Below are 17,524 nucleotides of genomic sequence, written 5' to 3' on the forward strand. Positions count from 1 at the left end.
CCCGGCTGCGAGCGTCCCGCACGCAGCGTGATGGCGAAAGAGGGTGTGCCCGGAACAGGTCACACCCAGTGGTCAGGTTCCAGTCTGCCTCTCAGCCTCTGCGGGCGGTGAGCGCGGCGTGCAGGGATCGCGCGGAGGCGTCGGTCAGGGCCGCGATCTGGTCGACCAGGACGCGCTTACGGGAGTGGTCGTCGGACGCCTGGTCGAACAGCGCCCGGAAGTGCGGCTCCAACCCCTCGGGCGCGCGGGCGGTGAGCGCGGCGGCCAGCTCGGCGATGACGATGCGCTGGTCGGCGCGGAGGGTCTCCTGTTCGGCGCGCTGCATCACGTAACGGTCGGCGACCGCCTTGAGGACCGCGCACTCGTTGCGCACGGTGCGCGGAACGACAAGCTCCGCGCCGTACCGGGTGAGGCGGCCGGGGCCGTAGACCTCGCGGGTGGCGCCCTCGGCCTCGGTGCAGAACCGGCCGATGAGCTGGCTGGTGGCGTCCTTCAGCCGGGCCTGGGCCACGGCGGAGCCGTCGTAACCGTGCGGCCACCACTCCTGGTCGATCAGCCGGTCCAGCGCCTCCGCCAGCTCCTGCGGGTCGGTGTCGGCGGGGACGTAACGGCCGATGGCGACGGCGAAGATCTCCTCGCGCTCCGGCTCGGCGTAGAGGCAGTTGGGGTCGATGTGCCCGGCGTGCAGCCCGTCCTCGAAATCGTGCACCGAGTACGCCACGTCGTCGGACCAGTCCATCACCTGGGCCTCGAAGCAGGTGCGGTCCTCGGGCGCGCCCTTGCGGGCCCACGCGAAGACCGGCAGGTCGTCCGCGTACACACCGAACTTCACCGAGTGCGGGTCGGTGGGGTGCGCGCCGCGCGGCCAGGGGTACTTGGTGGCGGCGTCCAGGGCGGCCCGGGTCAGGTTGAGGCCGACGCTCACCAGCTCGCCGGTGCGCGGGTCGTGGACGAAACGCTTGGGCTCCAGGCGGGTCAGCAGCCGCAGCGACTGGGCGTTGCCCTCGAAGCCGCCGCAGTCGGAGGCGAAGTCGTTGAGCGCCTGTTCGCCGTTGTGGCCGAAGGGCGGGTGGCCCATGTCGTGCGAGAGGCAGGCCGTCTCCACGAGATCCGGGTCGCAGCCGAGGACCGCGCCCAGCTCCCGGCCGACCTGCGCGCACTCCAGGGAGTGGGTGAGACGGGTGCGGGGGCTGGCGTCCCAGACGAGCGAACGCGTGCCGGGCGTGACCACCTGGGTCTTCCCGGCGAGCCGGCGCAGCGCGGCGGAGTGCAGCACCCGGGCCCGGTCGCGCTGGAAGGCGGTGCGGCCGGGACGCTTGTCCTGCTCGGTGTCGAACCGCTCGGTGTCGGCCGCCCCGTAGCCGCTCCCGGTGTCCCGCTCGCCGGGTGTGCCGTGTGTCTGATCTGCCCCGCGTACGCCCTGTGTGCCGTCCATGGCTCCGACAGTAGCGACCGGGACCGACAACGCGCCGTGAGCGGGCCGGGGAGTCAGGCGGAAGCGAGCAAGCTCACTGCCTCGGAGGGCGCGGTGGCGGACACTGCCTGGTCGTAGCGGTGGAGGAGGAGGCGGGCCATGGCGGGGTGGGCGCCTAGCGGAACGGCGGCGGTGCGGGGCGCGGCGCTCGCGGCGGCGCTCGCGAAGCGGCCGGGCGCGGTGAAGTACGAGGCGACGAAGGTACGGTGCCGGCCCCGGGCGGCCAGCGCGCGCAGCGCGGCGGGGACGGTGGGGGTGGCGGCGGAGGCGTACGCGGGGATCACGGGCACGCCGCCGAGCCGCTCGCCGAGCATCCGGGCCGTACGCCGGGTGTCCTGGGCCGAGTCGGGGTCGCGGGAGCCGGCGGCGGCCAGGACCACGGCGGCCCGGCGGCCCCCTTCGTCGGCGGAATCCCAGCCCGCCTCCACGAGCCGCCCGTACAACGCCTCCACCAGCAGCGGGTGCGGGCCGAGGGGGGCGGCGATCCGGGTCCGTACGAAGGGGGCGGCGGCCGCGGCCGTGGGCAGGTCGTGCTTGACGTGGTGGCCGCGGCCCAGGAGCAGCGGTACGAGGACGGCGTCGGCCCCGTGCAGGCCGTCCAGGGTGTCCGGGAGGAGGGGCTGGTTCAGCTCGATGTGGCCGAGGCGGACGTCGAGCCCGGGGCGCAGGTCGCGGATCCGGTCCAGGAGCGCGAGGACGGTGCGCAGGGCCTGTGCGTCGCGGCTGCCGTGGGCGACGGCGAGGAGGACGGGCGGGGCGGGCGCGCTGGTGGGCGGCCGGGGCGCGGCGGGGGGCCGGGGCACGGCGAGAGGGCGGGTGCGGTGCATGGGCCTGCGGGTTCCGTTCCGGGAGGCGGCGGTGGGCTGGGCTGGGCTGGGCTGGGCTGGGCTGGGCTGGGTGATGATGAATCCGATCGTGCCGGGCGGAGGTTGCCGGGCCGTTGCCTGAGGGTCACGGAGGTTTTCCGCGGCCTCACGGAGGGGTGGTGGCCGGTGTGCGGTGCGGGGGCCTGCACCTGTTTCTGCCGGTCGGTGAACCTTTCGGGCGTTTCGCTCGTCAGGTGAGTTGGGACCGAACGACGGTACGGACGGTGAGGGGGCTCGCGTGCGAGGGATGCGGGGGATGCCAAGGGCACGGGAGGCGTCGGAAGTGCGGGAGGCGCGGGGGGTGCCGGGGAGACCGGAAGGCAGCGCGAAGAGACTCGGACCATGGCTGCGGGTGCGGCTGCGGGTGCTGCTGAGGGTGCCGCGCACCCGCCGGGGCCGACGGCTCGCCGTGCAGGGGCTGATGGCCCTCTGCGTGCTGGCTCTGCTGCCCGCGACCTGGATGCGGATGGGTGCGGGCGACCGGGTCGGGACCACGGCGGACGCCCCGGCCCGGGAGGTCGCCATGGTGTTCGGCGCCGGGCTCCGGAACGGCCGGCCGACCCCGTATCTGGCCCACCGCCTGGACGCGGCGGCCGAGTTGTACCGCACGGGGAAGGTGAAGGTCGTCCTGGTCACCGGGGACAACAGCCGGGTGGAGTACGACGAGCCGGACGCGATGCGGACGTATCTCACCGAGCGCGGGGTGCCGGACGACCGGATCGTCAGCGACTACGCCGGGTTCGACAGCTGGGACTCGTGCGTGCGGGCCAAGAAGATATTCGGGGTCGACCGGGCGGTGCTGGTGAGCCAGGGCTTCCACATCCACCGGGCGACCACACTGTGCCGCTCCGCCGGGATCGACGCGTACGGGGTCGCGGTCGACGAGCCCCGGGACGCGACCTGGTATTACGGCGGGACCCGGGAGCTGGCCGCGTCGGGCAAGGCGGCCCTGGACGCTCTCTTCCGTCCCGACCCGCGCTTCCTCGGGCCGCAGGAGGCCGGCGTGACGGAGGCGCTGGCGTCGGCGGCGCCGTGACGTGAAGCCGGGCGGCGCCGTGACCTGAGGACAGGCGGCGTCGGCGGCGCCGTGACCTGGGACCTCACAGGGGTGTGGGCGGGAGGCTGAGGCGGGCGTTCCGGTGGCGTAACCGGGTGCCTCCGTTCCCGTAATACCGCTCTCGCAGGCTGGGGCCCATGACCGGTACCGAGACACCCACCCACTGCCCGTACTGCGCACTCCAGTGCGGGATGAGCCTGCGCCCGGTCTCCGGTGGAGCGGTGGCCGAGGTGGTGGAGCGCACCGGATTCCCGGTCAACCGGGGCGCGTTGTGCGGCAAAGGGCGGGCTGCGCCGACCGTGCTGCGCCAAGGGGTCCGGCTGACTTCTCCGCTGGTGCGGAGGCGGCCCGGCGGTGCGTTGGAGGAGGCGGGCTGGGACGAGGCCCTGGGGCGGATCGCGGAAGGGCTCGGCGGGGTGCGGGCGGCGCACGGGGCGGATGCGGTGGGGGTGTTCGGCGGGGGCGGGCTGACCAACGAGAAGGCTTACGCGCTCGGGAAGTTCGCCCGGGTGGTGCTCGCGACCTCGCAGATCGACTACAACGGCCGGTTCTGCATGTCGTCGGCGGCGGCAGCGCACCAGCGGGCGTTCGGGATCGACCGGGGGCTGCCGTTCCCGCTGGAGGACGTGCCGCGGACCGGATGCGTGATCCTGGTCGGGTCGAACCTGGCCGAGACGATGCCGCCCGCGCTGCGGTATCTCACCGAACTGAAGGCCAACGGAGGGCGGCTGATCGTCATCGACCCGCGCCGCACCCGCACCGCCGAGCAGGCGGACCTGCATCTGGCGCCCCGCCCCGGCACCGATCTGGCCCTGGCGCTCGGGATGCTGCACCTGGTGGTGGCGGGAGGCCGGGTGGACGAGGAGTTCGTACGGAGCCGTACGCGTGGGTGGGAGGAGGCGCGGGCCGGGGCGATGGCGCACTGGCCGGAGCTGGTGGAGCGGATCTGCGGGGTGGAGGCGGCGCGGCTGCGGGAGGCGGTGGAGCTGTTCTGCGGGGCGGAGAGCGGGATGGTGCTGACGGCGCGGGGGCCGGAGCAACAGGCCAAGGGGACGGACACGGTGGGCGCGTGGATCAATTTCTGCCTGGCCACCGGGCGGGCGGGGCGGCCGCTGTCCGGGTACGGGTGCCTGACCGGGCAGGGCAACGGGCAGGGCGGCCGGGAGCACGGCCAGAAGGCGGACCAGCTGCCCGGCTACCGCAAGCTGACCGATCCGGACGCCCGCCGCCATGTCGCGGAGGTGTGGGGCGTGGATCCGGACAGCCTGCCGGGTCCGGGCCGGAGCGCGTACGAGCTGCTGGACGCACTGGGGCGGGATGTGCGGGCGCTGCTGGTGATGGGCTCCAACCCGGTGGTCTCGGCCCCGCACGCCTCGCACGTGGAAGAGCGCCTGGCGTCCCTGGACTTCCTGGCGGTGGCGGATGTCGTCCTCTCCGAGACGGCGGAGCTGGCGGACGTGGTGCTGCCGGTGACGCAGTGGGCGGAGGAGAGCGGGACCACCACCAATCTGGAGGGCCGGGTGGTGCTGCGGCGGCGGGCGCTCGACCCGCCGGAGGGGGTGCGCAGCGACCTGGAGGTGCTGCACGCGCTGGCCGGACTGCTGGGCCACGGCAAGGGGTTCCCGGCCGAACCGGCCGAGGTGTTCGAGGAGTTGCGGCGGGCCTCAGCGGGCGGGGCGGCGGACTACGCGGGCATCACGTACGAGCGGATCGCGGCGGAGGACGGCGTGTTCTGGCCGTGCCCGGACACGGACCATCCGGGCACGCCGCGGCTCTTCCTGGACCGGTTCGCGACGGCGGACGGGCGGGCCGCGTTCGTGCCGGTGGTGCACCGGGGGGCGGCCGAGGAGACGGACCGGGAGTATCCGGTGGTGCTGACGACGGGACGGGTGGTGGCGCAGTACCAGTCGGGTGCCCAGACCCGCCGGGTGGAGGAGCTGAACGCGGCGGCTCCGGGCCCGTTCGTGGAGCTGCACCCGCGCCTGGCGGAGCGGATCGGCGTGGCGGAGGGTGAGCTCGTCGCCGTGGTGTCCCGGCGCGGCCGGGCGGTGGCGCCGGCCCGGATCACCGGGGCGATCCGGGCGGACACGGTGTTCATGCCGTTCCACTGGCCGGGTGAGGGGCGGGCCAACACGCTGACCAACCCGGTCCTCGACCCGGTGTCGCGGATGCCGGAGTTCAAGGTGTGCGCGGTCCGCCTGGAGCCCGCCCGGTGATCCACCGCCCTTCGGCGATGACGCTGCCGCTCGTCCGCAGGGACCGGGTGACGGCGGCCGCGGCGAGGTAGACCCACGCACGGGTCGCCGGAGGCTCCTCCCCCGGTTCACCCTCTTCGCCCTCCGCCGCTCCGCCCTCCCCCGGCAGCTCGACCTCGCGGACGACCCGCTCGTACAGATTGCGGGGGTGGCCGGGCCCGAGGTACTCCTCCAGGTGGTCCAGGAGCCCGAGCAGCTCCCCGTACACCCCGGGCGCGGCGGTGAGCAGGGTGCCGTGGACGCGGCCGTGGCCGTCGATGGCGTACGGGTAGCCGGGGCCGTCGTACAGCAGGGCCCGGGGCAGGACGGCCGCCTGCTCCTTCGACGTACGGCCCCGGAGGAACAGGTCGTGGTTGGGTTCGCCGGGGAGCAGCGTGCCGTACACGAAGAACGGCAGCTCGTCGGTGGGTGGGGGGCTGGGGTCCAGGGTGCTCATGGCCGCCGTCACAGGGCGGCTGCGGGGGCCGTCTCCGCCGTGACCCAGCCGAGGTAACGGGCGCTGCCGCGGATGACGGGGATGGCGATGATCTCCGGGGTCTCGTAGTCGTGCGCCCCCTGGAGGTACTCCTCCAGCTCCTCGTAACGCTCGGCCGCCGTCTTGAAGAGCACCTGCCACTCCTCGGAGGACTCGATGGCGTTCTGCCACCGGTAGACCGAGGTGACGGGCGCGGAGATCTGCGCGCAGGCCGCCAGCCGGGCCTCCACAGCCCCCTGCGCCAGCTCGTGGGCCTTCTCCTCGCTGTCGGTCGTGGTCAGTACGGTCAGCCATGCCGGCGGCGCTGTCATCGTCGGTCTCCTCGGGTACGGCGGGCACTTGCCCGTGCACCGATTGTCGGCCCGGAGCCGTTCAGGCGCTGTACGGATGCCGGTTTCGCGCGTCGCGCAGGGCGACGCCCCACCAGACCAGCTGGTCCAGGAGTGCCTTGGCCGCCCCGTCGACGTCCGCCGGCTCCCGGTGGTTCCCCTCGTCGTCGAAGAGGGCGCCCGCGTTGTGGAAGGAGACGGTGTCGCGGACGGAGACCGTGTGCGTCTCGGCGAAGACCTGCCGGAGCTGCTCGACGGCGCGCAACCCGCCGGACCTGCCGCCGTAACTGACGAAGGCGACGGGTTTGGCCTGCCATTCGCTGCGGTGCCAGTCGATGAGGTTCTTGAGCGGGGCCGGGAAGGAGTGGTTGTACTCGGGCGTGACCACGACGAACGCGTCGGCAGCCGCCAGCCGCTCCGAGACCGCCTCGATACGGGCCGCGTCCTCGGGGCCGGGGCGGAAGGAGAGGGAGACGGGGAGGTCGGCGGAGAGGACGTCGATGAGCTCGGTCTCGATGCCGTCGTACCGAGCGGCCCGGCCGAGGAACCAGTCGGCGATGACCGGCCCGAAGCGGCCTTCCCGGTTGCTGCCGAGGATGACGGCGACGTGGAGAGGGGCAGGGGCGAGGGCTTTGGTGGTGGTGTCCATGCGGTCGAGTCTTGAGCCTCAACTTTAGTTGAGGTCAAGTCGACAGCGGGTCGCGCCTGAACGGGCCTACGCGTAGGGCCGGATGGACACCGTGACATCCATGGCGAAGACGTTCGCTCCCGCCGCCGACGGCAGGCCCAGAGCCCGGTCGAGCACGCGCCCCAGAGGACCACAGCCGCTGGTGCGCGGGGCGCGGGCTCGACATCCGCAGACCGCCACAGGATGAGCTGACCGAGGCCGAGCGCGCCCTGTCGACCGAGCTGGACCGGATGAGGATGGAGGAGGACGTCGAACTCGCCCGGCAGTTCACCGTCGGGCAGGCGGATTCAGAAGGCTGGATGCGAGGTTCCCGCAGCCTCACCCACCTCACCAGGGCCGAGCTGGACGCCTTCCACGACGACTATCTGGCCCTGCTCGCACGCTATGCCCACGGCCCCGAGGACGCCCCCGACGACGCACGGCCCGTACTCCTCCGCTGGTTTGGCCTGCCCGCCGACTGACCGGCACCCGTATGGACAACCCACCCACCTGAAAAGGCACTTCACACACCACGCGGGCCACGCCCGGGAGCTGTATGCCCTACCTCACCGATCCCGCGGCTCAACCTCCCCCGCCTACGGTGGTCGAGGCTCAGCCTCCCGTGCCTACGGTGGTCGCATGACGCATCGCTCGCCCAGCACATCAGCCCTTCCCCTCCCCCACGTCGAGATGGACGGCCACCCCGCCACCGAGGACGACCTCCGCGTCCCCGCCCTCTTCGGGTTCGGGCACTTCACCGCCATGCAGGTGAGGGACCGGAAGGTGCGAGGGCTCGGGCTGCATCTGGAGCGGCTGGAGACGGCGAATCGGGAGTTGTTCCACCTGCCTCTGGACGGCGGGCACGTGAGGGAGCTGATCCGGCGCGCGCTGGACAGGGCAGGGCTGCGGGACGCGTCCGTGCGGGTGCATGGGTTCCTGCCGCCCGGGGAGAGCCGTACGCGGGTCATGGTCACCGTTCGTGAGGCTGCCGTGATGGCGCCGGGGGCCCGGAGCCTGATGTCGGTGCCGTACACGCGGGCCGTGCCGCACATCAAGCGGCCGGGCGAGTTCGGGCAGACGTACTACGGAATGCTCGCCGCGCGGGCCGGGTTCGACGAGGCTCTGCTGACCGCGCCGGGCGGCGTGGTGACCGAAGGATCCTTCACCAACATCGGCTTCTGGGACGGGACTTCGGTGGTGTGGCCAAACGGCCCGGCGCTCGCCGGTACGACCATGACCCTCCTGGAACGTGGCCTCGCGGCGGCCGGGGAACCGTCGGTGCGGCGGGCGGTGACGCTGAACGGGCTGGGCACGTACCGGGGCGCCTTCCTCTGCAACTCGCAGGGGATCGCGCCGGTGCGGCGCATCGACGAGGTGGAGTTCGCCAGCACGGATGCCGCCAGCACGGATATCGCGAGCACGGATGCCGCGAGCACGGATGCGGACACGGAAGGCGTGATGGGGCGGCTGGAGGCCGTGTATCGGGATACGCCGGCGGAGCCTCTCTGAGACGTGGCCGGAAATCGACCTCTCCATGGTCGTTCCGTGGCGGTGACGGACCATGGAGAGTATGCAGATCCTTATCGAGGCCTCCGCGCTTCCCGGTCGCGCGTGCGGGCCGGACTCCGACTTTCCCGGGTTCGAGAACATCCATGTCGGCGTTCAGCGCAAGGACCGGCCCGGTGAGTTGCTCGGGCTCTGCCCCGGAGACGCACCGGGCACTTCCTGGATTCTGGAATGTGCGGCGAAAGCCACGGCGGACGGGGTCGCCGTCTCGGGGCCGTACATCCAGAATCGGCTGGGCGGGCGGTTCGTCTATCTGTCGTGGGGAACCGTGGACGAGGCCGGGCTCTTCTCCATGTTCCGGCGCGCCAAACTGATGTTCAGCGACATCGAGCCCGAGGTCCTCGAAGCCGCCGCGCGCTCCGGGCGGCTCACCGGGCGACTGGGGCTGACCGACGAGAAGGGGCAGCCGCTGTGCGGACGGGTGCGTCCGCCACTGATCTCGTGGAGCGCCACGGGCGGCGGTTGACCCCCGGAGCCGACACCGCCCGCACCGGACCCGGGGGGGGGTGGGCCCAGTGGGGGCGGGTGCCGTGGGGGCGGGGATCCGTCCCGTGGGGGGGTGTCTTGCGTGTGCCCGGCACCCGGGAAGGCATGCATGTGACGTACGTCACATCCGTCGCACATCCTCGCCGAACCCTGGCGTTCTCGACCTCACCCGATCGGCATCCGATCCGGCAGTACGGACCGAACGGCCCAGTCGCACCGCTGTGACCTGCGAGAACTCCCGGCGACAAGAGTGCCGCGCCGGTCCGTACGGGTGAAAGCTGACCTGGCGTCAGAAGGCGTGCGGTGCCGGGCCCCCGTTAGGTCGGGGGCAGGACACAACCGCTCGCGCCGTCTGCCCGGAGGATCCCCATGCGCAGTCCTGCCCGCCTCGTGACCGGCACCGCCACCGCCGCGGCCACCGTCATAGCGCTCGGTCTCACCGCCGCCCCGTCCGCGTACGCAGGCGACGACTTCGGCCGGCTGGAGATCACCCCCGCCACCGCTCCGCCCGGCGCCAAGGTCACCGTGAACACCACCGCCTGCGGCCCCAAGGGCTCCGGCATCGGTGACGCCAACTCCCTGGACGCCGGGGACTTCGAGGTCCGCCACGGGACGCACAAGGAGGTGCTCGTCGGCCAGTTCACCGTGCCGCACGACACCCGGCCCGGCGTCTACGAGGTCGTCGTCTCCTGCGACAACGGCAAGGACGCCGTCGGCGACCTCAAGGTGATCGGCGGCGGTAAGCACGACAGGCCCGACCACGACCGGCCGTCCGGCCATGTACGGACCGGGGTCGGCGGCAGCGTCGAGCCGAACTCCACGCAGGTCGCCCTCGGCGTCGGCGTGGTCGGCATGGCGGCCGTCGGCGGTCTGTGGCTGCTGCGCCGCCGGACCGAGCCCACCGACGGCAGCTGAGGCCAGGACCGCAAGGCCCCGGAGAGCCGCAGGTCCCGGGCCCCGGAGAGCCGCAGATCCCGGGCTCCGGCCTGCGGCTCCCGGCCCACCGCCCCGGGAGCCGCACCGCTCCCCCGCACCGACCCGGGCCTGGCGCGTTCCCGGGCGCGTCCGGCCCGCCTCGGTCGACCACCTCCGACCCGAGACCCGCCCGGCTCCCGAGACCCACCGGAGCACCGGCTGACGAGGACGGCGAACGTGTCCCAGAGCGCGCAGAAAGCCCGCGGCTGGCTGGTGGGCATCGCCGTGCTGTGCGGTATCTGGCTCGTCCAGAACGGCTCCGGCGAGCAGCTCATCCCGCCGCAGCCCTCCGGCGCCCAGGCCTTCGCCGCCGGGCCCCAGCTCCAGCCCGGCTCCCCGGTAGCCGAACCGCTGCGCCCCTCCGACCCGGTCCGCATCCGCATCCCGAGCATCGACGTCGACGCGCCCATGATGCGGCTGGGTCTCGGCGCCGACGGCAGCCTGGACGTGCCGCCGGACGAGGACCGCAACCTCGCGGGCTGGTACGCGGACGGCGTCCCGCCCGGCGCCCAGGGCACCGCCATCGTCGCCGGGCATGTCGACAACGCCGACGGGCCCTCCGTCTTCTACGCCCTCGGCGCCCTCACCAAGGGCACCCGCGTCGAGGTCGTCCGCGAGGACGGACGCACCGCGGTCTTCTCGATCGACGCCATCGAGGTGTACGACAACGAGGACTTCCCCGACCAGCGCGTCTACGGCGACTCCCCGCACGCCTCACTGCGGCTGATCACCTGCGGCGGAGGCTTCTCCAAGGAGACCGGCTACCAGGGCAACGTGGTGGCCTACGCCCATCTCACCGACGTGCGGTGAGCACCGGACACGGCCCGTCTCACCGACGTGCGATGAGCCCCGGATACGTTGGCTATGCCGTCCACTGGTCGTAGCCCAGCTTCGCCACCAGCGAGAACACCACCGTCAGCAGCACCGCCCGGACGAAGCCGCTCCCCCGGCTCAGCGCCATCCGCGCCCCCGCCATCCCGCCCGCCAGGTTGAAGAGGGCCATCAGCGCGGCCAGCTGCCACAGGACCGTGCCCTGGTACGCGAACATCGCCAGCGCTCCCCCGTTCGTACACACATTGACGATCTTGGCGGTGGCCGAGGCCGTCACCAAATCCAGGTGGAGTACGGCGGTGAGCGCGAGGACCAGGAAGGTGCCGGTGCCCGGGCCGAACAGGCCGTCGTAGAACCCGATCCCGCCGCCGACCAGCACGATCGCGGTGACGATCCGGGACCGGGTGACCGGCCGCGCGTCGGTGTCGCCCGCCGCCGCGGTGCCGAACGACGGGCGCAGCAGGACGAACGTCGCGACCCCGAGCAGCGCCACCATGATCACCGGGCGCAGCACCTCGCTGCTGATCCCGGCGGCGAAGAACGCCCCGGTCATCGACCCGGCGAGCGCCATCAGCCCCACCCGTACCGCCAGCCCCACCTTGACCGGGGCTCTGCGGACGTACGTGATCGCGGCGCCCGAGGTGCCGACGATCGCGACGGCCTTGTTGGTGCCGAGGACATGGGCGGCCGGTACGTTCGGCAGGCCGAGCAGCAGCGCCGGCAGGAGGAGCAGCCCGCCACCGCCCACCACCGCGTCGATCCAGCCCGCGGCGGCCGCGGCCAGGCAGAGGAGGATCAGGGTGGTCAGGGTGATGTCGGGCATGGACCCGACACTAAGGGGGCCCTCGGCGCCGGAACTCACAGGGGCCGCCGGCCGGCGCTGAGCGCACGGTTCCGCCCGGGAAACCGGCGGGATGCGGCTGGGTAACACCCGCCGCGCATGCTCCTGGCCATGAGGAAGAAGACGGAGAGTGCCGCGCCCGTCGTGGTGATCGGCGCCGGGATGGCCGGTGCCCGGCTCGCCGCGCTCCTCCCCGGCGTCACCGTCGTCGGGGAGGAGCGGCACGCCCCTTACAACCGGGTGCTGCTGGCCGATGTGCTGGCCGGGCGGTACGACCCGGGCGTCATCGCCCTGCCGGCCACCGAGGTACGGCGCGGCGTGCGGGCGGTCCGGATCGACCGGGCCGACCGGCTCGTCCACTGCGACGACGGCAGCGTGCTGCGCTACGGGCGCCTGGTCCTGGCCACCGGCTCCAACCCGGTGCTCCCGCCGCTGCGCGGGCTCGGCGCCACCCTGCCGGACGGCGTCCACCCGTTCCGCACGCTCGACGACGCCCTGGCCCTGCGCGCCGCCGTACGTCCCGGAGTGCGCGCGGTCGTCATCGGCGGCGGACTCCTCGGAGTGTCGGCCGCCCGGGCGCTCGCGGAGTGCGGCGCGCAGGTGGTCCTGGCCCAGCAGGGCGAGCACCTCATGGAGCGCCAGCTCGACCCGGAAGCGGCCGCTCTGCTGCGCGGCCACCTCGAAGCGCTCGGCGTGGAGGTGCACACCGAGTGCCGGGTGCGCGGGCTGCGCCGCACGACCGTGGCGACCGGAGAGTCCGTGCGGGCCTCGCCGGCCAACGCACAGAGCACCGCGCCGACAGCCGTACGGGCCGTCCAGCTCGCCGACGGTTACGAGCTCGCCGCCGACCTGACCGTGCTGGCCTGCGGGGTCCGGCCCCGGACCGGACTCGCGCGGGCCGCCGGTCTGGAGGTCCGCAAGGGGATCGTGGTCGACGACGAACTGCGCACCTCGGACCCGTACATCCACGCTCTCGGCGACTGCGCCGAGCACCGCGCCACGCTCTACGGGCTCGCCGGCCCCGCGCTGGAACAGGCCGACGTGCTGGCCGAGGTACTGGCCGGCCGGCCCGCCCGCTACGAAGGCACCCGGGCCCTGACCCGGCTCTCGCTGCGTGCCGGGAGCCACGCCCAAGGCACCGAAGGGCCCGACGGTCTCGACCTCGCCGCCTTCGGCGAGGCCCGTCCGCTACCGGGCGACGACGTGGTCCGGCTGGCCGACGGCACCCGTGGCGCGTACCGCACGGTCGTCGTCCGGGACGGGCGGCTGGCCGGCGGGGTGCTCCTGGGCGACCTCGGCGCGGTCGCCGGACTCGCCCGTACCTGGCAGGACGACGAACCGCTGCCGCCCGCCATGTCCCTGCTCCACCTGCTCACCGACGACGGAGGCCACTGAGATGCCGGAAACCACGATCCCGAACACCGCCCCCGCCTTCGTCCTCGTCGGGCACGGCATGGTCGGCCAGCGGTTCCTGGAGTCGCTGGCCGCGCGCGGGCTGACGCCGGCCGCCGGGCGGGCCCGGGTCGTCGTGCTCTGCGAGGAGCCCCGGCCCGCCTACGACCGGGTCCGGCTCACCTCGTACTTCGCCGGGCGGACCCCGGAGGAACTCTCGCTCGTGGAATCGGAGTTCATGGAGCAGCACGGCTTCGAGCTGTACGTCGGCGACCCGGCCGAGAGCGTCGACCGGACGGCCCGGACCGTGACCGCGCGGTCCGGGGCGGTGTTCCCGTACGACACGCTCGTGCTGGCGACGGGCTCGTATCCCTTCGTCCCGCCGGTACCGGGGAAGGATTCCCGGGGCTGCTTCGTGTACCGGACGATCGAGGACCTGCTCGCGATCGAGGAGTACGCGAAGGGCGCCGAGACCGGTGCGGTGGTCGGCGGCGGGCTGCTCGGTCTGGAGGCGGCCGGGGCGCTCAAAGGGCTCGGACTGCGCACCCATGTGGTGGAGTTCGCGCCCCGGCTGATGCCGGTCCAGGTGGACGAGGGCGGGGGCGCGGCCCTGCTGCGGACGATCGAGGGCATGGGGCTGTCCGTGCACACGGGGGTGGGGACGCAGGCGGTCACCGCGGGCGCGGACGGGGCCGTGAACGGGATGGCGCTCTCCGACGGGTCCTCGCTCGCCACGGATCTCGTCGTCTTCTCCGCCGGTGTGCGGCCGCGTGACCAGCTGGCGCGTGACTGCGGGCTCGTGGTCGGCGAGCGCGGCGGGATCGTGGTCGACGAGGAGTGCCGTACGTCGGACCCGGCCGTGTTCGCGATCGGCGAGTGCGCGCTCGCGTCGGACGGGCGGGTCTACGGGCTCGTCGCGCCGGGGTACGAGATGGCGGAGACGGTGGCCGAGGTGCTCGGCGGCGGTCGGGCCGGGTTCACCGGGGCCGACATGTCGACGAAGCTGAAGCTGCTCGGCGTGGACGTGGCCTCGTTCGGTGACGCGCACGGGAGCGCGGCGGGCGCGCTCGACGTGGTGTACGCCGACTCCCGCTCCGGCGTCTACAAGAAGCTGGTCATCGGCGCGGACGGCACGCTGCTGGGCGGGGTGCTGGTCGGGGACGCCGCCGACTACGGCACTCTGCGGCCGATGACCGGGACCGTCCTGCCGGTCGCACCGGAGCAGCTGGTGCTGCCGGCCGGAGCGGGCGGGCCGGTGACGCTGGGGCCCTCCGCGCTGCCGGACGACGCCGTCATCTGCTCCTGCCACAACGTGACCAAGGGCGCGATCTGCGAGCACACCACACTGCCCGAGGTGAAGAAGTGCACCCGGGCCGGGACCGGCTGCGGCAGCTGCGTCAAGGTGATCGGGCAGCTGCTGCCGCAGAGCCAGGACACCGGGCTGTGCGGCTGCTTCGCCTACAGCCGCAGCGAGTTGTACGAGATCGTACGCACCCTGGAGATCACCTCGTTCACCACGCTCCTCGACTCGCACGGCCGCGAGGAGGCGCGCGGCGGGGAGGGCTGCGAGGTCTGCAAGCCGACGGTCGGCTCGGTCCTCGCCTCGCTCGCGCCGACCGTCGGCGCCAGCGGCTACGTCCTGGACGGCGGGCAGGCGGCGCTCCAGGACACCAACGACCACTTCCTCGCCAACCTCCAGCGCAACGGCTCCTATTCGGTCGTCCCGCGCATCCCCGGCGGCGAGATCACCCCGGAGAAGCTCATCGTCATCGGCGAGGTCGCCCGCGACTTCGGCCTCTACACGAAGATCACCGGCGGCCAGCGCATCGACCTCTTCGGCGCCCGGGTCGACCAACTCCCGCTCATCTGGACCCGGTTGGTCGACGCGGGCTTCGAGTCCGGGCACGCGTACGGGAAGTCGCTGCGGACGGTCAAGTCCTGTGTCGGGCAGACCTGGTGCCGCTACGGCGTACAGGACTCCGTGAAGATGGCGATCGACCTGGAGCTGCGCTACCGGGGCCTGCGCTCGCCGCACAAGCTCAAGTCCGCGGTCTCCGGCTGCGCCCGCGAGTGCGCGGAGGCCCGCGGCAAGGACTTCGGGATCATCGCCACGGCCGGCGGCTGGAACCTCTACGTCGGCGGCAACGGCGGGGCCACCCCGCGCCACGCCGATCTGCTGGCGCAGGACCTCTCGGACGCCGAACTGGTGCGGCTCATCGACCGGTTCCTGATGTTCTACATCCGTACGGCGGACCGCCTGGAGCGCACCTCGGCCTGGCTGGAGCGGATCGACGGCGGCCTGGAGCACGTACGGGATGTCGTCGTCCACGACTCGCTGGGGCTCTGCGGCGAGCTGGAGAGGCTGATGGCCGACCATGTGTCCGGCTACCGCGACGAGTGGGCCGCGACCATCGACGACCCGGAGCGGCTGCGGCGGTTCGTGAGCTTCGTCAACGCGCCCGACGCACCCGACCCGTCGGTGAAGTTCGTCCCGGAGCGGGATCAGATCAAACCCGATCTGGAGCTGCTCGCGGGTCCCGTCCTCGCCGTCCGCACCCTCGAAGGGACCCCGTCCTGATGACCACCACCACCCTGAGCACCACCACGCCGGGCACCACGGCGGCCGTCGTCCGGGTCGCGCACGCCGACGGCTGGCTCACCGTCTGCGGCCTGGAGCTGCTGAGTCCGGGGCGCGGTGTCGCGGTGCTGCTGCCGGACGGCGGGCAGGCGGCGCTGTTCCTGGACCGGTCGGGGACGGTGCGGGCGATCTCCAACCGGGACCCGTTCTCCGGGGCGTACGTCCTCTCGCGCGGGCTGCTCGGCTCGGCGGTCGGGCGGCCGTTCGTGGCCTCGCCGCTGCTGAAGCAGCGCTTCGACCTGGAGACCGGTGTGTGCCTGGACGACGAGGAGGTCTCGGTGCCGGTGTACGCGGTACGGGTGGAGTGAGCGCCGGGCCCTGGCCCCCTGGCGTTCACTTCTGGTTGACGCCTCGTCAACTACGTACTCCTACAGTCCTGACGCGCGACCCGCCGGTCCGTCCGGAGCGGCGGGCCCTCACTCATCCGTGGAGTGAATCGTGGAACGTCGGACCTTCTTGCGCACGGCGGTGGTCGGCAGCTCGGCGGCGGCCTTCGGCGGCACGCTGTGGCGCGGCGCCGCCTCCGCCGCCCCCGCCCAGCCGGCCCCCGGCCCGTACGGCGCGCTGCAGGCGGCCAACGGCAACGGCATCCAGCTGCCGAGCGGCTTCACCAGCCGCATCATCGCCCGGTCGGGCCAGACCGTGGCGAACACCTCCTACCGCTGGCACAGCGCCCCCGACGGCGGTGCGACCTACGCCGACGGGTCGGGCTGGATCTACGTCTCCAACGCCGAGGTGTCGTCCGGCAGCGGTGGCGGGGCAAGCGCGGTGCGGTTCAACTCTTCAGGAACGGTGACGTCCGCGTACCGCATCCTGTCGGGGACGAACATCAACTGCGCGGGCGGCGCGACCCCGTGGAAGACCTGGCTCTCCTGCGAGGAGGTCACCCGGGGCTACGTCTACGAGACCGACCCGTGGGGTGTGAACGCGGCCGTGCGGCGGCCCGCGCTCGGCCGGTTCAAGCACGAGGCGGCGGCCGCCGACCCCGACCACGGGTACATCTACCTCACCGAGGACGAGAGCGACGGCCGCTTCTACCGCTTCCGGCCCGCCACCTGGGGCAACCTGTCGAGCGGCACGCTCCAGGTGCTGGTCGCGGGTACGGGCACCTCCGGGCCGGTGACCTGGGCGAACGTTCCCGACCCGGCGGCCTCCTCCACCCAGACCCGCCACCAGGTCTCCGGCGCCAAGGTCTTCAACGGCGGCGAGGGCTGCTTCTACGCGGCCGGCACCTGCTGGTTCACCACCAAGGGCGACAACCGGGTGTGGGCGTACGACGCGACCACCTCGTCGATCTCGCTGACGTACGACGACTCGCTGGTGACGGGCGGCGCGGCCCCGCTCACCGGTGTCGACAACGTCACCCGGGCCGGCTCCGGCGATCTGTACGTGGCGGAGGACGGCGGCAACATGGAGATCTGCCTGATCACGCCGAACGACACGGTGGCGCCGTTCCTGCGGATCACCGGCCAGTCCTCCTCGGAGATCACCGGCCCGGCGTTCTCACCGGACGGCAAGCGGCTGTACTTCTCCTCGCAGCGCGGCACCAGCGGCAGTTCGTCCGGTGGCATCACGTACGAGGTGACGGGCCCGTTCCGCGGCTGACGCCCTCCGTGTGCGCCGGGGCTCCCCCGTGGCCCCGGCGCACACCCTCGCGGTGCGGCCCCTCGTG

Annotated in this window: 17 protein-coding genes; 11 read left to right on the top strand and 6 right to left on the bottom strand. The window is 73.1% G+C overall.

Annotation, left to right across the window (positions count from 1 at the left end):
- Window positions 1–91: 91 nt before the first annotated feature.
- Both ACIRR8_RS01325 and ACIRR8_RS01330 read right to left on the bottom strand, forming a co-directional pair.
- On the bottom strand, window positions 92–1,435 hold the full coding sequence (locus tag ACIRR8_RS01325) for a deoxyguanosinetriphosphate triphosphohydrolase (protein ID WP_404057687.1): 1,344 nt from the start codon (window positions 1,433–1,435) through the stop codon (window positions 92–94).
- Window positions 1,436–1,488: 53 nt separating this feature from the next.
- The gene (locus tag ACIRR8_RS01330; protein WP_404058675.1) at window positions 1,489–2,376 is read right to left on the bottom strand and encodes a sirohydrochlorin chelatase; all 888 of its coding nucleotides are present in this window, start codon (window positions 2,374–2,376) and stop codon (window positions 1,489–1,491) included.
- Window positions 2,377–2,587: 211 nt separating this feature from the next.
- Between ACIRR8_RS01330 and ACIRR8_RS01335 the strand changes: the two genes are divergently transcribed.
- Window positions 2,588–3,376: a vancomycin high temperature exclusion protein gene (locus ACIRR8_RS01335; RefSeq protein WP_404057689.1), complete on the top strand. Its 789-nt coding sequence runs from the start codon at window positions 2,588–2,590 to the stop codon at window positions 3,374–3,376.
- Between the two features lie 158 nt (window positions 3,377–3,534).
- The gene (locus tag ACIRR8_RS01340) at window positions 3,535–5,613 is read left to right on the top strand and encodes a molybdopterin oxidoreductase family protein (RefSeq protein WP_404057691.1); all 2,079 of its coding nucleotides are present in this window, start codon (window positions 3,535–3,537) and stop codon (window positions 5,611–5,613) included.
- Here the strand turns inward: ACIRR8_RS01340 and ACIRR8_RS01345 are convergent.
- From ACIRR8_RS01345 to ACIRR8_RS01355, 3 genes are all read right to left on the bottom strand, one after another.
- Window positions 5,576–6,088 carry a gamma-glutamylcyclotransferase family protein gene (locus ACIRR8_RS01345; RefSeq protein WP_404057693.1) on the bottom strand — a complete coding sequence of 171 codons (513 nt, stop codon included), beginning with the start codon at window positions 6,086–6,088 and terminating at the stop codon, window positions 5,576–5,578. The genes ACIRR8_RS01340 and ACIRR8_RS01345 overlap by 38 nt on opposite strands.
- An 8-nt stretch (window positions 6,089–6,096) precedes the next feature.
- Window positions 6,097–6,438, bottom strand: a complete 342-nt coding sequence (gene cutA, locus ACIRR8_RS01350) for a divalent-cation tolerance protein CutA (protein ID WP_404057695.1) — start codon at window positions 6,436–6,438, stop codon at window positions 6,097–6,099.
- Between the two features lie 61 nt (window positions 6,439–6,499).
- Window positions 6,500–7,105 carry an NADPH-dependent FMN reductase gene (locus ACIRR8_RS01355; protein ID WP_404057697.1) on the bottom strand — a complete coding sequence of 202 codons (606 nt, stop codon included), beginning with the start codon at window positions 7,103–7,105 and terminating at the stop codon, window positions 6,500–6,502.
- A gap of 269 nt (window positions 7,106–7,374) precedes the next feature.
- Here ACIRR8_RS01355 and ACIRR8_RS01360 point away from each other — a divergent pair, with 269 nt between their 5' ends.
- The 5 genes from ACIRR8_RS01360 to ACIRR8_RS01380 all read left to right on the top strand — a co-directional run bounded on the left by ACIRR8_RS01360 (window position 7,375) and on the right by ACIRR8_RS01380 (window position 10,960).
- Complete coding sequence (locus ACIRR8_RS01360; RefSeq protein ID WP_404057699.1) at window positions 7,375–7,605, top strand: hypothetical protein; 231 nt, start codon at window positions 7,375–7,377, stop codon at window positions 7,603–7,605.
- Window positions 7,606–7,762: 157 nt separating this feature from the next.
- Entirely contained in the window at window positions 7,763–8,632 is an 870-nt protein-coding gene (locus tag ACIRR8_RS01365) for an aminotransferase class IV (RefSeq protein WP_404057701.1), read from the top strand.
- Window positions 8,633–8,693: 61 nt separating this feature from the next.
- A complete protein-coding gene (locus ACIRR8_RS01370; RefSeq protein ID WP_404057703.1) occupies window positions 8,694–9,155 on the top strand; it encodes a DUF5990 family protein in 462 nt (153 codons plus the stop codon).
- 389 nt (window positions 9,156–9,544) lie between these two features.
- A complete protein-coding gene (locus tag ACIRR8_RS01375) occupies window positions 9,545–10,090 on the top strand; it encodes a hypothetical protein (protein WP_404057705.1) in 546 nt (181 codons plus the stop codon).
- A gap of 237 nt (window positions 10,091–10,327) precedes the next feature.
- Window positions 10,328–10,960: a class F sortase gene (locus tag ACIRR8_RS01380; RefSeq protein WP_404057707.1), complete on the top strand. Its 633-nt coding sequence runs from the start codon at window positions 10,328–10,330 to the stop codon at window positions 10,958–10,960.
- Window positions 10,961–11,012: 52 nt separating this feature from the next.
- On the opposite strand, the gene ACIRR8_RS01385 is transcribed toward ACIRR8_RS01380, so the two are convergent.
- On the bottom strand, window positions 11,013–11,804 hold the full coding sequence (locus ACIRR8_RS01385) for a TSUP family transporter (RefSeq protein ID WP_404057709.1): 792 nt from the start codon (window positions 11,802–11,804) through the stop codon (window positions 11,013–11,015).
- Window positions 11,805–11,933: 129 nt separating this feature from the next.
- Here ACIRR8_RS01385 and ACIRR8_RS01390 point away from each other — a divergent pair, with 129 nt between their 5' ends.
- From ACIRR8_RS01390 to ACIRR8_RS01405, 4 genes are all read left to right on the top strand, one after another.
- On the top strand, window positions 11,934–13,217 hold the full coding sequence (locus ACIRR8_RS01390; RefSeq protein ID WP_404057711.1) for an NAD(P)/FAD-dependent oxidoreductase: 1,284 nt from the start codon (window positions 11,934–11,936) through the stop codon (window positions 13,215–13,217).
- Window position 13,218: 1 nt separating this feature from the next.
- Window positions 13,219–15,792 carry a nitrite reductase large subunit NirB gene (nirB, locus tag ACIRR8_RS01395; RefSeq protein WP_404057713.1) on the top strand — a complete coding sequence of 858 codons (2,574 nt, stop codon included), beginning with the start codon at window positions 13,219–13,221 and terminating at the stop codon, window positions 15,790–15,792.
- Window positions 15,792–16,160, top strand: coding sequence for a nitrite reductase small subunit NirD (gene nirD / locus ACIRR8_RS01400; protein ID WP_404057715.1), 369 nt, complete (start codon window positions 15,792–15,794; stop codon window positions 16,158–16,160). Before nirB ends, nirD begins: the two co-directional genes overlap by 1 nt.
- Before the next feature lie 130 nt (window positions 16,161–16,290).
- Window positions 16,291–17,457, top strand: coding sequence for an alkaline phosphatase PhoX (locus ACIRR8_RS01405; RefSeq protein ID WP_404057717.1), 1,167 nt, complete (start codon window positions 16,291–16,293; stop codon window positions 17,455–17,457).
- The last annotated feature ends 67 nt before the right edge of the window (window positions 17,458–17,524 follow it).

It is taken from the genome of Streptomyces sp. NPDC101178, assembly GCF_044767965.1.
Taxonomy (GTDB): domain Bacteria; phylum Actinomycetota; class Actinomycetes; order Streptomycetales; family Streptomycetaceae; genus Streptomyces.

What these genes read in the sequence shown, in the direction of transcription:
- ACIRR8_RS01325 (WP_404057687.1), bottom strand. Translation starts at nt 1,435, where the DNA reads ATGGACGGCACACAGGGCGTACGCGGGGCAGATCAGACACACGGCACA.
- nirB (WP_404057713.1), top strand. Translation starts at nt 13,219, where the DNA reads ATGCCGGAAACCACGATCCCGAACACCGCCCCCGCCTTCGTCCTCGTC.
- ACIRR8_RS01365 (WP_404057701.1), top strand. Translation starts at nt 7,763, where the DNA reads ATGACGCATCGCTCGCCCAGCACATCAGCCCTTCCCCTCCCCCACGTC.
- ACIRR8_RS01345 (WP_404057693.1), bottom strand. Translation starts at nt 6,088, where the DNA reads ATGAGCACCCTGGACCCCAGCCCCCCACCCACCGACGAGCTGCCGTTC.
- nirD (WP_404057715.1), top strand. Translation starts at nt 15,792, where the DNA reads ATGACCACCACCACCCTGAGCACCACCACGCCGGGCACCACGGCGGCC.
- ACIRR8_RS01375 (WP_404057705.1), top strand. Translation starts at nt 9,545, where the DNA reads ATGCGCAGTCCTGCCCGCCTCGTGACCGGCACCGCCACCGCCGCGGCC.
- cutA (WP_404057695.1), bottom strand. Translation starts at nt 6,438, where the DNA reads ATGACAGCGCCGCCGGCATGGCTGACCGTACTGACCACGACCGACAGC.
- ACIRR8_RS01340 (WP_404057691.1), top strand. Translation starts at nt 3,535, where the DNA reads ATGACCGGTACCGAGACACCCACCCACTGCCCGTACTGCGCACTCCAG.
- ACIRR8_RS01335 (WP_404057689.1), top strand. Translation starts at nt 2,588, where the DNA reads ATGCGGGGGATGCCAAGGGCACGGGAGGCGTCGGAAGTGCGGGAGGCG.
- ACIRR8_RS01370 (WP_404057703.1), top strand. Translation starts at nt 8,694, where the DNA reads ATGCAGATCCTTATCGAGGCCTCCGCGCTTCCCGGTCGCGCGTGCGGG.
- ACIRR8_RS01385 (WP_404057709.1), bottom strand. Translation starts at nt 11,804, where the DNA reads ATGCCCGACATCACCCTGACCACCCTGATCCTCCTCTGCCTGGCCGCG.
- ACIRR8_RS01355 (WP_404057697.1), bottom strand. Translation starts at nt 7,105, where the DNA reads ATGGACACCACCACCAAAGCCCTCGCCCCTGCCCCTCTCCACGTCGCC.
- ACIRR8_RS01390 (WP_404057711.1), top strand. Translation starts at nt 11,934, where the DNA reads ATGAGGAAGAAGACGGAGAGTGCCGCGCCCGTCGTGGTGATCGGCGCC.
- ACIRR8_RS01360 (WP_404057699.1), top strand. Translation starts at nt 7,375, where the DNA reads ATGAGGATGGAGGAGGACGTCGAACTCGCCCGGCAGTTCACCGTCGGG.